This is a genomic window from Brevundimonas terrae (assembly GCF_011761985.1).
Lineage (GTDB): Bacteria > Pseudomonadota > Alphaproteobacteria > Caulobacterales > Caulobacteraceae > Brevundimonas > Brevundimonas terrae.
The window spans coordinates 530,147-544,974 of sequence record NZ_JAASQT010000002.1 but is presented as its reverse complement, the minus strand read 5'-3'; the positions used below and the strand labels follow the sequence as shown (position 1 = coordinate 544,974).

Sequence of the window (14,828 nt, the reverse complement as noted above, 5' to 3'; positions counted from 1 at the left end):
CTTATCCTAGAGAAATGACTAAGCGCTGGACCCCAGATTCCTGGAGAAACAAGCCCGCCCTGCATATGCCGGCGGACTATCCTGACGCGTCCGAACTGGTACGCGTTGAAGACGAGTTGCGTGCAATGCCCCCGCTCGTCTTTGCCGGTGAGGCCCGTCGCCTTACCAACCACCTTGCACAGGTCGAGGCGGGTAACGCCTTCCTTCTGCAAGGCGGGGACTGCGCCGAGAGCTTTAAAGAGTTTTCCACCGACAATATCCGCGACACCTTCCGCCTGATCCTTCAGATGGCGGTCGTGCTGACCTTTGCCGGTCGCAAGCCTGTCGTGAAGGTGGGCCGTATCGCTGGCCAATTCGCCAAGCCGCGCTCCTCGCCTGTCGAGGAAATCGGTGGCGTGGAACTGCCGTCCTATCGTGGTGATATCATCAACGGCATGGCCTTCACGCCCGAAGAGCGCGTGCCCGATCCGCAACGCCTGATGAAGGCCTATCACCAGTCGGCGGCCACGCTGAACCTGCTGCGGGCGTTTGCCGGTGGCGGCTATGCCGACCTGTACAATATCCACCGCTGGACCCTGGGCTTTGCCGATCACGGTGCGGGCGCGGCATACCGTGAACTGGCCGAAAAGATCACCGAGGCCCTGGCCTTCATGGAAGCGGTGGGCGTTACGCCTGAAACCCACCCCGACCTGTCGCGCGTCGAGGTCTTCACCAGCCACGAAGCCCTGCTGCTGAACCTTGAATCGGCCCTGACCCGCCTTGATGGCAATACCGGCGAATGGTTCGACACCTCGGCCCACATGCTGTGGATCGGCGAGCGCACCCGTCAGCTGGACGGCGCCCATATCGAGTTCATGAAGGGGATTTCCAACCCCATCGGCGTGAAGTGCGGCCCGACCATGACGCCGGACGACATCCTGCCTCTGATCGACGCCCTGAACCCGAACAATATTCCGGGCCGCCTGACCCTGATTGGCCGCTTTGGCCATGACAAGGTCGGTGATCGTCTTCCGGCGCTGATGCGTGCCGTCAAGGCCGAGGGCAAGCGCGTGATCTGGTCGATCGACCCGATGCACGGCAACACCCTCAAGGCCGCCAACGGTTACAAGACGCGTCCGTTCGACCGCGTCATGGGCGAGGTTCGCAGCTTCATCGACGTGGCCGAGGCCGAGGGTGTCCACCCCGGCGGCGTCCACCTCGAAATGACCGGCCAGAACGTCACCGAATGCCTCGGTGGCGCACAGCCTGTCACCGAAGATGATCTGTCCAGCCGCTATCACACCCACTGTGATCCGCGTCTGAATGCCGATCAGGCTCTGGAACTGGCCTTCCTCGTCGCAGAACGCCTGAAAGCGGGCCGTCAGGCTCAATCGAAGGCTGCATGACCGAGACCGGCGAAGACATCCGTCCGGCGCGCATCTCCTATCAGGGCGCGCCGGGGGCTTTCAGTCATGAAGCCTGTCTCGACCTTCGCCCATGGGACGTGCCTGTGGCCTTCGAAACCTTCGAAGGTGCCATTCAGGCCGTCCTGACCGGCGATTGCGATCTGGCGCTGATCCCGTTGGAAAACACCACGGTTGGCACGGTTGAACCCGCAGCCACTCTCGTTCGCGAGGCCGGTCTGGAACCGCTCAGCGAGGCATGGCGTCCTATCCGCCATGCCCTTCTGGGCCTGACCGATGCCCGCCTGTCGGACATCAAGACCGCCGAAAGCCATCCCATCGCGCTTCAGCAATGCGTTCAGAACCTGAAGGCATTGCATATCGAACCTGTTGTCGTTTTCGACACCGCAGGCGCCGCTCGCGATGTGGCCGAAGCGGGCGATATCACCCGCGCCGCCGTCGCTCCCGCCCGTGCCGCAGAGGTGTATGGCCTGCAAATTTTACGCAATGATCTGCAAGATTTCAGCGACAACCGCACACGTTTTGTCCTCTTGGCCGCGCCAAAGGCTTGACGGCGCATAAAATTTGCGGCCTATAGCGACCACCGGATCAATATCGATCCAGAAACCGGACCCGAAAATGTCGTCTCTGAACGCACAATTCGACCTTGCAACCGCTTCGTTTGAAGTGGCCGGTTTCTATTATGGCTACGGCTTTTACGGCTTTCGATACGCCGGCTGAGGCGTCGGGAAACACTCTTCCCTGACAGCTTCTCCGGCGACCGTTCTACCCAGAGCGGCTCTGCGCCTCGTCGCGTCTTCCCCATCGAAATCCTTATTTAAGTAAGCCAAAACCATGACCACCCATATCCTCGCCAAAGCTCTCCCTGCCGAAGTTGTCGAACTGACCGCCGAACAAATGGCCCTGTCGGCCCTGCGCTCGGAAATCGACTCCATCGATGACCAGATTCTGGAGCTGTTCGAGCGCCGCCTCGCCATCGCCGCACAGGTCGGCAAGGCCAAGGACGCCCCCACCGGCCCGCACACCAAGCTGCGCCCCGACCGTGAACAGGCCGTTCTGGCGCGCCTGACCGCCAAGGCCGAGCCGGAAAACAAAGAAGCCGTCAGCGCACTTTGGCGCGAGATCGTCGGCTGGGGTCTGGCCCGCCAAGGCCGTCTTCAGGTGCATGTCTATGCCCCGATCGACGGTGCGCGTGCCATGGATGCCGCCCGCACCCGCTTCGGCGCGGCGGCCGATATCCGCGTCGTCTATGATGCACAGACCGCCCTGACCCATGCCGCCGAAGGCAATGGCGTGTCGGTCCTGTCGGTCAGCGGCGATGACGCATGGTGGATCGGCCTGCGTAAAGAATGGTCGATGCTCAGCGTCTTCGAGGGTTTCGGCCCGAACGATACCCCGACCTCGCTGGCCGTCGGCAAGATCGACCCGCCTGCCCTGCCGACTGGTCGCCGCGTTATTGTGACGGCCGGTGGTGACGCCGGTGACGGCTCGGGTGCCCGCCGCTGGGGCCTGAACACCCACCACGGCTGGACGCTGGCCCTGACCGATGCCGATCTGGGTGTCGGCGATGTCGAAGGCTGCGTCGGCGCCATCATCTAAAACGCCACGTTAACGACGCTTCAAGACTGCGACGCGACACTGGGGGCCATGAGACCTGTATCTATGCGCCCCCTGATGTCTCTTGCAGCCGTCGCCATGCTCGTGGCCGCCTGTGACACCGCATCCGACGCCCAGCCCTCTGCCTATCAGGCCTGGGCGGACAAGGTGGCCACCATCCCGCTGACACCGGCATCCGATGCCGGTATCTCGTCCGATGCACCGCGTGTCACCCTGCCGCTTGATCCGCAAAAACCGCAACCGGATGCCAAGCCATCAACCGGCATGAAGGTGGAACTGGTGTCCCCGCACCAGCTTTGGGATTTGCGGGACGGCCCTGTGAAACTGCCCGCTATCGAAGTTTCCGAAGGCCCGTCTGTCACTGCTCCGGCAAACACCCCCGCCCCCGCGACAACCGGCGCACGCACGATCCAGCTCGGCGCGTTCAGCACACAACAACAGGCGCAAACCGCTTGGGATAGGCTCGCTTCCGGCTCCAACAGAACCGCCCTTGCAGGTCTGTCGCCCCGTTTTGATCCCGTACAGGTCAACGGGCGCACCCTGATCCGGCTGCGTGTCTCGGCCTCGGCACAGCAAGCGCACAGCCTTTGCCAATCAATTGCGGCAGCCGATCCATGGTGCCAAAGCCCCGCCACTTAAGGGAAACTACGCAAATCATTGCGATTTAAGGCACGATCCACAACACCGTTATTAAGCTTTCATTGACGATTGAGGCAAAGCGACCGATTTTCCACGCTGAATGGGGAGGCACTCGATGATGAGTCGCCTTCGTCCTCAGAGTGAGATCGAAAATGGCGCAGCCTCTGGTCATCGTCATCGGCAATGAAAAAGGCGGAGCGGGCAAGTCCACTCTGGCCATCCACATCGCCACCGGCCTGCTGCATGCGGGCAAGAAAGTCGCCATCCTCGATCTGGACCTGCGCCAGCGGTCGATGGAACGCTTCTTTGCCAATCGTGCTGTCTGGGTTGCAGCCAATAATCAGGATCTCCCCATGCCGTTGGTACCCGACATGGGCGACGGCAAGGCACTGGCTCGCGCCACGCCCGAAGAACAACTGGCACGTTTCGAAGCGGCCTATGCCGTGGCCCAGACCGTGTCCGAGGTCATCCTGATCGACACCCCCGGCGGTGATACCACCCTGTCACGCGCAGCCCATGCCCGCGCCGACCAGATCGTCACCCCGATGAATGACAGCTTCGTCGATTTCGACCTGCTGGGTCAGGTCGATCCGGTGACGCTGGAACTGCAAAAGCCGTCCATCTATTCGGAAAGCGTCTGGGAAGCCCGCAAGGAGCGCGCCATCAAGGAAGGCCGCCACGCCACCATCGACTGGTTGGTCGTGACCAACCGCCTGCAAGGCACCCACGCGCGTAACCGTGACCGTCTGGAAGAGCGTATGGGCAAACTGGCCAAGCGCGTCGGCTTCCGCGTCGGCCCCGGCCTGCGCGAGCGCGTGATCTATCGTGAACTGTTCCCGTTCGGTCTGACTGTGGCCGATCTGTCCAACGAAGTGCGTCCTGTCTCTGTGACCATGTCGCACGTTTCGGCCCGTCAGGAACTGCGTGGCCTGATGGCGGATATGGGTCTGCAAGACGCGCTTTCGCCGCTGACGGCAGCGGCCTGACGTCTAGATGCTTCTCATCGGACTGGGACTGGCGGCTGTCGCTATTTGGGTGCTGGTTCGTCTGGGTAAGCAGACCGAAAAAGCCCGTCGCGGTCATTGGCGGATTTCGGCAACCCTGCTGGGCGGCACCTGTTTTGCGGGTGCCGTCCTTTGCGTTGCCAAGGGCAGCTATATCCTCGCCGCGGCTCTGGCCGCAGCGGGGCTTTATCTGGTGATGCAGTCGCGTATCCGCAGTGTCGCCAGCCCCAAGCCCGCCGCATCGACAGGCCCGCTGATGAGCAAGGCCGAGGCCCGCGCCATTCTGGGTGTGCGTGAAAACGCCAGCCGCGACGATATTCAAACCGCGTGGAAACGCCTGATGGCCAGAACCCACCCCGATCAGGGTGGGTCCGAGGGGCTGGCCGCGCGGGTCAATGCCGCGCGCGACCGCCTGTTAGGCTAAATCAGCAAGCGCCGTTCGGGCGCTTTTCCTTCATCAGAACCAGTTCTTCTGCGGCTGTCGGGTGGACCGCACAGGTGTCGTCCCACTGCTGCTTGGTCAGGCCGGCCTTAACGGCAATACCGGCCAGCTGGATCATTTCCGGCGCGTCGGGGCCGACAATGTGGACACCGACCACCTTTTGCGACTGGGCATCCACCACCAGCTTCATCAGCATGCGGTGTTCGGCACCATAGAAGGCGTATTTCATCGAGCGGAAGGTGGTCATGTAGATGTCCACCTCGGCCGGACATTTCTTGCGGGCCTCGGCTTCGGTCAGACCCACCGTGCCGACCGGCGGCTGGCTGAAGACAGCCGTGGCAATGTCTGCATGATCAACCGTCTGCGGGTTGTTCTTGAACACCGTCTCGTGGAAGGCCACAGCCTCGCGGATCGCGACCGGCGTCAAGTTCACACGGTCGGTCACATCACCGACAGCCCAGATATTATCGACATTGGTCTGCGAATAGGCATCGACCTTGATGGCCCCACCATCGGTCAGTTCAACGCCAGCCGTTTCAAGGCCCAGACCCTTCACATAAGGCTTGCGGCCCGTCGCAAACATGACGGCATCGGTTTCGATGTCCATGCCATTGCTAAGGCGGTTCATCAGGCCGGTTTCGGTCTTTTCAATCGCCGTATGTTCGGCGCTGAGGACCACCTTGATGCCGTGACGCTCGATCTCGCGCGACAGGTGTGCGCTAACGTCCTCGTCAAAGCCGCGCAAAATACCCGCACCGCGATAGACCAGCGTCGTCTCGACACCCAGGCCGGCAAAAATGCCCGCAAATTCGACAGCAATATACCCGCCGCCAACCACGACAATACGCTTCGGCAGTTCCGGCAGCAGGAAGGCTTCTTCAGACGTGATCGTATGTTCGGAACCGGGGAAGTCCGGCACGAACGGACGACCGCCCACCGCGATCAGGATACGTTCAGCGGTCACGGTCTTGCCCGTGCCGACGATCTCGACCGTATGCTTGTCCTTCAGGACTGCACGGCCATTGATGATTTCGACCCCCGCCTTGGACAGGTTGGCATTATAGAGGCCCGACAGACGGGCAATCTCGGTTTCCTTGGCATTGCGGAACCTGGTCCAGTCAAAGCTGGCATCACCCACCGTCCAGCCAAAGCCCTCGGCGACTTCGAGTTGATGGGTAAATTCCGACGCCATCACCATGAATTTCTTGGGCACACAGCCACGGATCACGCAGGTGCCACCCACACGATATTCCTCGGCAACCGCAACCTTCTTGCCGCCCATCGCCGTCAAACGGGCTGCACGCACCCCGCCCGAACCGGCACCGATCACAAACAGGTCGTAGTCAAAGGAATGGGACATATGGGGCTCCAAGGCGAACGGGTAGGTAAATCTGTTACCGCTATCTAGGAAGCGGCAGGCGGTCTTGCGAGGGACGAACCCTGACAAGCCCGAAATAGCTTAAGCTTTAAGTGTCTCGTGGCCGTCATCGGTGCCGATAACCGCCAGATCGGCCAGACCCAAGAACAGACCGTGCTCGACCACGCCGGTGACGGCTTTCAGATCGGCGGCCAGTTTGACCGGATCGGCAATCACACCCTTGTCCGCATCATAGATGAGATTGCCGCCATCGGTGCGGACCATGCCACGGTCGGCCTGACGCACGGTGGCTTCGCCCATACCGTGGGCAGCCAGAACCGCATTGATGCGTGCGCCTGATGTCTTGTGCCCGAAAGCCACCACTTCGATCGGCAGCGGGAACTGGCCCAGTTGCTTCACGACCTTGGCCGCATCGGCAATGACGATGCAGCGGTCGGACGCTTCCCACACCAGCTTTTCACGCAAAAGAGCCGCACCACCGCCCTTTATGAGCGCAAGGTCCGGTCCGATCTCATCGGCACCGTCCACGGTGAGGTCCAGACGCGGCGTATCTTCCAGCGTGGTCAGGGTCAGGCCCAGTTCACGCGCCAGATCGGCAGTCCTTTCCGAGGTCGGAACGCACTTCAGGTCGGGCAGGTTACGCTCTGCCAGAGCCTTGACGAACCATGCCGCGGTCGAACCCGTGCCAAGACCCACCTTCATGCCCGCCTCTACATATTGGGCAGCGGCATAGCCGGCGTTCTTCTTTTGGATGTCGCTCACTTCTTGGCCGCCTTTTTCGCACGCATGGTGTCCATGAACCGCTTGGCCCAGCCGGACTTGTTCACTTGCGGGGCGCGCGCCAGCGCCAGCTCCCCCGCCTCGACATTCTTTGTGACCACCGAGCCGGAACCGACCATGGCTCCGTCACCGATAGTCACGGGCGCAACCAGCGAGCTGTTCGAGCCAACAAACGCCCCCTCGCCCACCTCGGTGCGGTGTTTGAAGAAGCCGTCATAGTTACAGAAGATGGTGCCCGCGCCGATATTGGCCCCTGCCCCCACCGAACCGTCGCCCAGATAGGCCAGATGGTTCGCCTTGGCACCGGTGCCTAACGTGACGTTCTTCACCTCGACAAAGTTGCCGATCTTGACCTTTTCACCCAGGTCCGCACCGGGGCGCAGACGTGCATAGGGGCCGACCTCGGCCTTGGTGCCGACCTTGGCACCCTCGATGTGAGAGAAGCTGCGAATACGCGCGCCGCCCTCGACCACGGCATTGGGGCCAAACACCACGAACGGCTCGATCACCGTACCCGCGCCCACTTGCGTGTCATAGGCGAAGTGGACGGTTTCAGGCGCGCTCATCGTTACGCCGTTGGCCATGAATGTCTCGCGCTGCACCTTCTGGAACAGGGCCTCGGCCTCGGCCAACTCTGCTTGCGAGTTCACGCCCATCACGGCGTCTTCACCGGCGAACACGGCGCGGGTGTCGTGACCGGCCTTGCGGGCCAGTTCGACCACGTCGGTCAGATAGTATTCGCCCTTGGCGTTTTCGTTGGTCACATCGGCCAGCAGCGTGAACAGCAACTGCGACGGTGCCGCCATAACGCCGGAATTACAGGCGCGAATGGCCAGAACCTCGGCACTGGCTTCCTTGGCCTCGGTAATGGCCACAAGGGTTTCGCCCTCGATGACCAAACGGCCATAAGCACCCGGATCGCGGGCCTCGAAACCGATGACGCTGACCCCCTTGCCTCCAAACACCGGTTCGATGTCCGTGGCTTTCAGCAGCGGTACGTCGCCATAGGTGATGACAACCTCGCCTTCAAAGCCCTTCAAAGCTTCCTCGGCGGCGCGCACAGCATGGCCGGTTCCGCAGGGCGGATCCTGAACGGCAATCGCATCTTCGCCCAGACGTTTGACGATATGGGCGCGCACTTCCGGCGAATGGTTGCCCACCACCACAATGATCTTTTCACAGCCCAGAGCCTCGGCGGCATCAATGGCATGGTCTACCATGGCACGGTGCCCGACAGGGTGCAGCACCTTGGGCAGGGATGACTTCATCCGCGTGCCTTGACCGGCGGCAAGAATGATGGCGGCGCGTGGGCTGGAAATGCTGGTCATGAATCGTCCCAAAGGCTAGTTCCCTAGGCTCTAACCCATCAGACGCCACAACGGGAGACACCAATGAGCCAACGTGATCTGGAAGGCTGGACGATTGCCTTTGATCTGGACGGAACTTTGGTGGATTCCGCACCCGATCTGATTGGCACCCTGAACCGCCTTCTGGTTGCCGAAGGCTTGCCGCCCCGCCCGCTTGAAGCCGCCCGTCATCTGGTCGGCCACGGGGCGATGGCCCTGCTGAAGGACGGCTTTGCCGAGGCCGGTGCCGAATGGAATGACGAAGGCGGCAAGGTTCTGTTTGATGCCTTCATTGCCGACTACATCGCCAATATCGCCGTCGATACCCGCCCCTTCCCGTCCTGCGTCGAGGTACTGGACCGTTTGAGCGCACGCGGTGCCACGCTCTGTGTGGCCACCAACAAGCGTACCGACCTGTCGCTGGCCCTGCTGGATGCGCTGGAACTGACCAACAGGTTTGCCGCCATCGTCGGCCCTGATGCCGTGTCCGCCAAAAAGCCCGACGGTGCCCATATCCGCGAAGCCGTTCTTAAAGCCGGTGGCGATCCGGCCAAGGCCATCATGGTCGGCGATTCCACCACCGATACTGGTGCCGCCGCCAATGCGCCTGTGCCGTGCATCCTCGTCAGCTTCGGCTATAGCGACGTGCCAATGGCCCAGATGGGTGGCGACATAACCATCGACCACTATGACGAGTTCGAGGACGCTCTCGACAAGCTCATCGCCTGATCGTTTAGCTAAACTAAACATCTATCCAGAACTTCTGGGGGCGACTTCCGTCACCGGACGGTTGCCCCCGAAGGCATCAGACCAGACATAGGCACCCTGATTTCAGGTGTTGCTATGATCCGTCGCTTCTTTGCCATTCCCCTTTGGAAACGAACCTTTGCAGGTCTCGCGCTCGGCGTGATCGCGGGCTTGCTCCTGCGGGATATGGCTCCGAAAATTCTCCAGCCAGTAGGCGATGTCTATCTGAACCTGATCCGCATGGTGGTGGCCCCTCTGGTGCTGTTCACCATTGCCAGCTCCATCGCCAAGCTGGGCGAAGGCGTGGGCGCAGTACGTCTGGGTGTCCGTACCATCATCTGGTTCGTCATCACCTCGCTTCTGGCCGTGCTGGTCGGTTTTGCCACCGCCCACATCATCAATCCGGGCGTCGGTCTGGCCGATCTGCCGCTGGGCGAGGTCAAGGCGCGTGAAATCCCGACGCCGCTTCAGGTTCTGCTGGATATCGTCCCGCGCAATCCCTTTGCCGCCCTGAGCGAAGGCAAGGTGCTGCAAATCATCTTCTTCTCGGCCTTTGTCGGGGCATCGCTGGTGGCACTGGGCGACCGCGCCCAGACCGCCCGCCGTGCCGTTGATGAAGGGGCGGCCATTGTTTTCCGCATCACCCGCTGGATTATCCAGCTGACCCCGTTTGGCGTGTTCGCCCTGATCGGTTCGGTTGTGGGCGGTTATGGCTGGGAAAGCCTGCTGCCGCTCGGCAAGTTCATTCTGGCCATCTATGTCGCCTGCCTGTTCCACATTCTGGTGGTCTATTCGGGTCTGTTGAAACTGCATGGCCTGAAGGTCCGCAGCTTCTTCCGTGGCGCATTCGCGGCCCAGCAGACCGCCTTTGCGACCTCTTCCTCGCTTGGCACCCTGCCGATTACCCTGCGCCAGACCGTCGAGCGACTGGGTGTTCCCCAAGCCTATGCCGCCTTTGCCGTGCCTCTGGGGGCCAACGTCAAGATGGACGGCTGCGGGGCCATCTATCCGTCGATTGCTGCCATCTTCATCGCCCAGTATTTCCAGATCGAGCTGTCCGTTACCCAGTACATCCTGATCGGCCTGACCGCGGTTCTGGGTTCATTGGGCACAGCGGGCGTTCCGGGTACATCCATCGTCATGCTGACCCTGACCCTGTCCACCGCTGGCCTGCCGCTGGAAGGCATCGGCTATATCGTCGCCATCGACCGTATCGTGGACATGATGCGTACCGCCACCAATGTCACCGGCCAGATGTTGGTGCCTGTCATCGTCGCCAAGGAAGAAGGTATTTTGAACGAGGACATCTATAACGGACACGTCGCATGGCTGCCCGGTGATCCTGAAAACGAAACGCCCGAAAACGCGATAACCGCAGGTATTTGATAAGTTTATCCTTGCAGTCGGGAGACGGGCGGGCTAAATCGCCGCCTCCCGACGCGGTTCGTGCGAACCCGTTCCAGAAGATGGACGCGTAGCTCAGCGGGAGAGCACCTCGTTCACACCGAGGGGGTCACAGGTTCAATCCCTGTCGCGTCCACCATCTTCCCACGACAATCCTGCTAAATGGCCTTGGTCATCTTTTGTCAGTGATGTGAAAAATATTCCCGCCGCATTGGCACCCTTTTAAAATTCAGGCGTTGCTATACGGCCTGCTGTCTCTGCAGTAAGCCGATGCACCCTGATTGTTCCTATGCATCGCTACACCGCATTGTAATCGCAATATTTGGGGCTGTTTGTGATGTCGGACATTTTGGTGGATCGCCGCATTCTTATTGTCGAGGATGAATCCCTCGTCGCCATGCTTCTGGAAACCATCCTCGAAGATCTTGGCTGCACCATTGCCGGTCCCGAAGGCAGTGTTTCAGGCGGTGTATCGGTTGCCCGATCCGAACAAATCGACGCGGCCCTGCTGGATGTGAACGTCGCGGGTGAACTGGTCTTTCCCGTTGCCGAAACTCTGAAGCAACGCGGCATCCCCTTTGTGTTCTCGACCGGATATGGCGAAGGCGGCCTGCCCGAACAGTGGCGCGGCCACACCACCATCCAGAAACCGTTTACCGAGGTGGCCGTGCGCGATGCACTGGTGTCGGCCTTGGGCCAAACGCCTCAAACCTGAGCTTTTATCGCTCCACCCGTTCCCATCGCAATCACACTCGGGGTAGAAAGCCTCCTAGAATAGTGGACGCGTGAGAGCCGAATATGCGCAAACAGTCGCTTTTGTGGGGTGGTATCGCCTTTGCTGCACTCGCAGCCGGTATCGCATGGGCGGGCATCACCGTCCTAGGCGGTAGCAACGAACCCGCCGCAAACCCCGATGGCGCAGCTCTGCGCGTCGATGTGGTTGCCCCCAAAGAACCCGAGCTTGCCAATAGCGGCGGACAATTGGGCGTAGGTGAACTGGCCAACGGCTATGACCACACCGAAACCATGTCCCGCATCCAGACACCCGAAGAAACCGGCGAGGACATCGACACCAGCTGGGACGACGACAACTGGAACTATAGCGACGGCACAGGTCCGGCCACGCGCCCCGCACCTAGCCCCGCACCTAGCAATGACGCTATGGACGACAAAAAGCCCCTGCCCGTCGAAAAGACCGTCAAAGTCACCAAGGTCCCCAGCGGCTACGAAGGCTGATCCGCTTTTGCGGACCATGGTTATAGCGGCTTAAATCTGGCTATTGCGGCTTCTGGCGGCTAATGTGCGCCATGGTACTGCACACTAAGGCCCGCCTCGACCTTCCTCGCCTGCCGCAAGCCGTTGTCTTCGATATGGACGGCCTTCTGCTGGATACCGAACGTCTGTGGATGGCGGCGATGATCGAAACCGTCGCCGATCACGGCCACGACATGTCGACCGGTTTCTACCAGACAATGTTGGGAAATCCCTGGGATGGCATCAGAGCTATGCTGGTTGCCGAATATGGCCCCGAACTTCGCGTGGATGACATACGGCCCGTTTGGACCGGCCGCTTTGTCGATCTTTGTCGTGAGCAACTGGCCCTGAAATCAGGTGTGGTGGAGCTTCTCGATCTGCTCGACGCGCTGGGGATTCCTGCCGCAGTCGCCACATCGTCTCCGAAGGATCTCGCGATCGAGCATTTCGATCATCTTGGTATCGGATCAAGGTTCAAGCTTATCGTCGCTCAAGGCGATTATGACAAAGGCAAGCCAGACCCCGCTCCCTATCTCGTGGCGACAAACCGGCTGGGTGTGCGTCCGCAAGACTGTCTGGCTTTGGAAGACAGCCATAATGGTGTCCGGTCAGCGTCTTCCGCGGGCATGATGACAGTCATGGTACCGGACCTGCTCGGCCCAACCGACGAGATCAGCGCGCTATGCACCGGTGTCGGCATTGATCTACACGAAGTGCGTAACGCCCTGTCTGTATGTTCCGGTAAGGCTTGAGAGCCCGCCTGTTTCGCCCGAAACGTCACCTCTGCATTAAGGTAGGGCCCCCATGGTGGGCGTCACAGAGTCGTGAAAGCTGTAGGGTCGCGGGAACGTCCCCAGACATGATGCGCTGATGCATGGCGCGGCATTAAAGCCGCTAACCGACTGCACAGTCTGGAAAGACCCAACATGTCCAAGTCGACAGCCATTGTCCTCGTTCACGGCTTCTGGGGCGGTGCCGCCCACTGGGCCAAGGTCATCACCGAGCTTTCGAAACGGGGCTACACCTCCCTACACGCGGTCGAGATGCCGCTGACATCTTTGGCCGACGACGCCGAACGGGTGCGCAAGATGGTGCGCCAACAGGAGGGACCGGTCGTCCTCGTAGGCCACTCCTATGGCGGAGCGGTGCTGTCGGAGGCGGGCGACCTGCCGAATGTGGCGGGTCTGGTCTATGTCGCCGCCTTCGCGCCTGACGCTGGCGAAAGCCCCGGAGGCATCACTCAGGAAGACCCGCCGGTCGCCGCCCCAAACCTGGCCCCCGACAGCGACGGCTATCTGTGGGTCAAGCCCGACAAGTTCCACGAGAGCTTCTGTCAGGATCTGACGGCGGACGAGGCTCTGGTGATGGCGGTGACGCAGAAGGCCCCCATGGCCAGCACCTTCGGCGATGCGGTCACAGCGCCCGCATGGAAGGTCAAACCGACCTGGTATCAGATTTCAAGTCGGGACAACATGATCGCCCCAACCAACCAAGCGCGCATGTCGGCACGAATGAACGCCCGCAAGGTCATCACTCTGGACGCCAGCCACGCCTCACTGGCCTCTCACCCTGTCGAGATCTGCGACCTGATTGAAGAGGCCGTGGCCACGGTCTGATCGCACCGTTCCAGTTCTCGGTGAAGCGTGCCTTCTTGTCGAAGAAGTTATGAACGCCGAAGGTGATGTCGGCGTTATCGCCCGCATGTTGGCCTCGCTAATAATGGCGAGGCCACTTTAGATTTCGGACTACTCATAGTCCCCCTTAACGCACGGGCAAAAGCGGGACGCGTTTCAGGTGTTCTAGACTAGGGGCGTTGACGCAGAAACAGGCGGTGCGCAATTGCCGTGTCATGGTCTGGAAATGGCTGATGACGGCCTCGGTGGACTGGGTGGCGGCCTGAATGACACCACCAGCGACGCCGACGACATCGGCACCCAGACGGATGGCCTTGGCCGCATCGACGCCATGACGCACACCGCCTGATCCAATCAGCAAGGTTGTCGGCAAGGCGTTGCGGGCCTCGGCAATGGCGCGGGCGGTGGGGATACCCCAATCGGCAAAGGCGGCGGCGTGAGCCTGTGCATCCTCGCCCTCTCCGCGCGCGCCTTCAACCAGCGCCCAGTTGGTGCCGCCTGCGCCTGCAACATCAATACCGGCGGCCCCCATGGCTACCAGTTTTTGCGCCGTCAGGGCCGATATACCGGCCCCCGTTTCCTTAATGATGACCGGCACATCCAGATCGCGGATCAGCGCATGCAGCGCCGCACCCACGCCCCACCAGTCACGGTCGCCCTCGGGCTGGCAGGCTTCCTGTAGCGGGTTGAGATGCACGACCAGAGCATCGGCGCTGATCATATCGATGATCCGCATCGCCTCATCGCGGCCAAATCCTCGCGTCAGTTGCGCCGCGCCGATATTGGCCAGAATGGGCGTGTCGGGCGCACGATGGCGCAAGGCCTTGTCCAGTCCTGCCACGGCTTCATCACTATGCAGTGCCGCCCGTTGCGAGCCGACCGCCAAGGCAATGCCCAGATGCTGGGCTGCTTCGGCCAGTCGGGCATTGATCGCCTCGGCCCGCGCAGGTCCGCCCGTCATCGCACTGATGAGGAACGGTGCCCGCAAACGGTAACGCAGGAAATCTACGCCCAGATCGATCTTGGCATGATCGATATCCGGCAGGGCTTCGTGGACAAAGCGCCAGTCATCAAAGCCGGTGGCCAAGGCATGACGGCCCCCATTAGCCAGCACCACATCCAGATGCTGGTCCTTGCGCGTCAAATGTATGCGCGTCGGGTCGGGGGAAACCGTCATGCA

Annotated in this window: 16 protein-coding genes and 1 tRNA gene; 13 read left to right on the top strand and 4 right to left on the bottom strand. The window is 61.1% G+C overall.

Annotated features, from left to right (window positions below; translation table 11 throughout):
* Positions 1 to 14: 14 nt before the first annotated feature.
* The 6 genes from FHS64_RS07305 to FHS64_RS07280 all read left to right on the top strand — a co-directional run bounded on the left by FHS64_RS07305 (position 15) and on the right by FHS64_RS07280 (position 5,087).
* On the top strand, positions 15 to 1,385 hold the full coding sequence (locus tag FHS64_RS07305; RefSeq protein ID WP_167177257.1) for a class II 3-deoxy-7-phosphoheptulonate synthase: 1,371 nt from the start codon (positions 15 to 17) through the stop codon (positions 1,383 to 1,385).
* Entirely contained in the window at positions 1,382 to 1,954 is a 573-nt protein-coding gene (locus tag FHS64_RS07300) for a prephenate dehydratase domain-containing protein (RefSeq protein WP_167177255.1), read from the top strand. The genes FHS64_RS07305 and FHS64_RS07300 overlap by 4 nt, the downstream gene beginning before the upstream one ends.
* Positions 1,955 to 2,237: 283 nt before the next feature.
* On the top strand, positions 2,238 to 3,002 hold the full coding sequence (locus FHS64_RS07295) for a chorismate mutase (protein ID WP_167177253.1): 765 nt from the start codon (positions 2,238 to 2,240) through the stop codon (positions 3,000 to 3,002).
* A gap of 75 nt (positions 3,003 to 3,077) precedes the next feature.
* The gene (locus tag FHS64_RS07290) at positions 3,078 to 3,659 is read left to right on the top strand and encodes an SPOR domain-containing protein (RefSeq protein WP_167177252.1); all 582 of its coding nucleotides are present in this window, start codon (positions 3,078 to 3,080) and stop codon (positions 3,657 to 3,659) included.
* Positions 3,660 to 3,811: 152 nt separating this feature from the next.
* Positions 3,812 to 4,645, top strand: coding sequence for a division plane positioning ATPase MipZ (locus tag FHS64_RS07285; protein WP_167177251.1), 834 nt, complete (start codon positions 3,812 to 3,814; stop codon positions 4,643 to 4,645).
* 7 nt (positions 4,646 to 4,652) lie between these two features.
* Positions 4,653 to 5,087: a J domain-containing protein gene (locus FHS64_RS07280; RefSeq protein ID WP_167177249.1), complete on the top strand. Its 435-nt coding sequence runs from the start codon at positions 4,653 to 4,655 to the stop codon at positions 5,085 to 5,087.
* Position 5,088: 1 nt separating this feature from the next.
* Here the strand turns inward: FHS64_RS07280 and gor are convergent, their stop codons facing one another.
* The 3 genes from gor to glmU all read right to left on the bottom strand — a co-directional run bounded on the left by gor (position 5,089) and on the right by glmU (position 8,591).
* Positions 5,089 to 6,465: a glutathione-disulfide reductase gene (gor, locus tag FHS64_RS07275; RefSeq protein ID WP_167177247.1), complete on the bottom strand. Its 1,377-nt coding sequence runs from the start codon at positions 6,463 to 6,465 to the stop codon at positions 5,089 to 5,091.
* 99 nt (positions 6,466 to 6,564) lie between these two features.
* Positions 6,565 to 7,245 (bottom strand): ribose-5-phosphate isomerase RpiA, encoded by a 681-nt coding sequence (gene rpiA / locus FHS64_RS07270; RefSeq protein ID WP_167177245.1) that lies wholly within the window; start codon positions 7,243 to 7,245, stop codon positions 6,565 to 6,567.
* Positions 7,242 to 8,591, bottom strand: coding sequence for a bifunctional UDP-N-acetylglucosamine diphosphorylase/glucosamine-1-phosphate N-acetyltransferase GlmU (gene glmU, locus FHS64_RS07265; RefSeq protein WP_167177243.1), 1,350 nt, complete (start codon positions 8,589 to 8,591; stop codon positions 7,242 to 7,244). The genes rpiA and glmU overlap by 4 nt, the downstream gene beginning before the upstream one ends.
* Positions 8,592 to 8,654: 63 nt before the next feature.
* Between glmU and FHS64_RS07260 the strand changes: the two genes are divergently transcribed.
* The 7 genes from FHS64_RS07260 (at position 8,655) to FHS64_RS07230 (ending at position 13,630) form a co-directional block, all read left to right on the top strand.
* Positions 8,655 to 9,338 (top strand): HAD-IA family hydrolase, encoded by a 684-nt coding sequence (locus tag FHS64_RS07260; protein ID WP_167177241.1) that lies wholly within the window; start codon positions 8,655 to 8,657, stop codon positions 9,336 to 9,338.
* Positions 9,339 to 9,452: 114 nt separating this feature from the next.
* Complete coding sequence (locus FHS64_RS07255) at positions 9,453 to 10,742, top strand: dicarboxylate/amino acid:cation symporter (RefSeq protein ID WP_167177239.1); 1,290 nt, start codon at positions 9,453 to 9,455, stop codon at positions 10,740 to 10,742.
* Positions 10,743 to 10,824: 82 nt separating this feature from the next.
* Positions 10,825 to 10,899 (top strand) — tRNA-Val (locus tag FHS64_RS07250).
* Positions 10,900 to 11,097: 198 nt separating this feature from the next.
* The gene (locus tag FHS64_RS07245; RefSeq protein ID WP_167177238.1) at positions 11,098 to 11,475 is read left to right on the top strand and encodes a response regulator; all 378 of its coding nucleotides are present in this window, start codon (positions 11,098 to 11,100) and stop codon (positions 11,473 to 11,475) included.
* A gap of 83 nt (positions 11,476 to 11,558) precedes the next feature.
* The gene (locus FHS64_RS07240; protein WP_167177236.1) at positions 11,559 to 11,996 is read left to right on the top strand and encodes a hypothetical protein; all 438 of its coding nucleotides are present in this window, start codon (positions 11,559 to 11,561) and stop codon (positions 11,994 to 11,996) included.
* Between the two features lie 71 nt (positions 11,997 to 12,067).
* A complete protein-coding gene (locus FHS64_RS07235; RefSeq protein ID WP_167177234.1) occupies positions 12,068 to 12,766 on the top strand; it encodes an HAD family hydrolase in 699 nt (232 codons plus the stop codon).
* Between the two features lie 174 nt (positions 12,767 to 12,940).
* Positions 12,941 to 13,630 carry an alpha/beta hydrolase gene (locus tag FHS64_RS07230; RefSeq protein WP_167177232.1) on the top strand — a complete coding sequence of 230 codons (690 nt, stop codon included), beginning with the start codon at positions 12,941 to 12,943 and terminating at the stop codon, positions 13,628 to 13,630.
* A 145-nt stretch (positions 13,631 to 13,775) separates the two neighbouring features.
* Here FHS64_RS07230 and fni read toward each other — a convergent pair whose 3' ends face one another.
* Positions 13,776 to 14,825 carry a type 2 isopentenyl-diphosphate Delta-isomerase gene (fni, locus tag FHS64_RS07225; protein ID WP_167177230.1) on the bottom strand — a complete coding sequence of 350 codons (1,050 nt, stop codon included), beginning with the start codon at positions 14,823 to 14,825 and terminating at the stop codon, positions 13,776 to 13,778.
* Positions 14,826 to 14,828 lie beyond the last annotated feature (3 nt).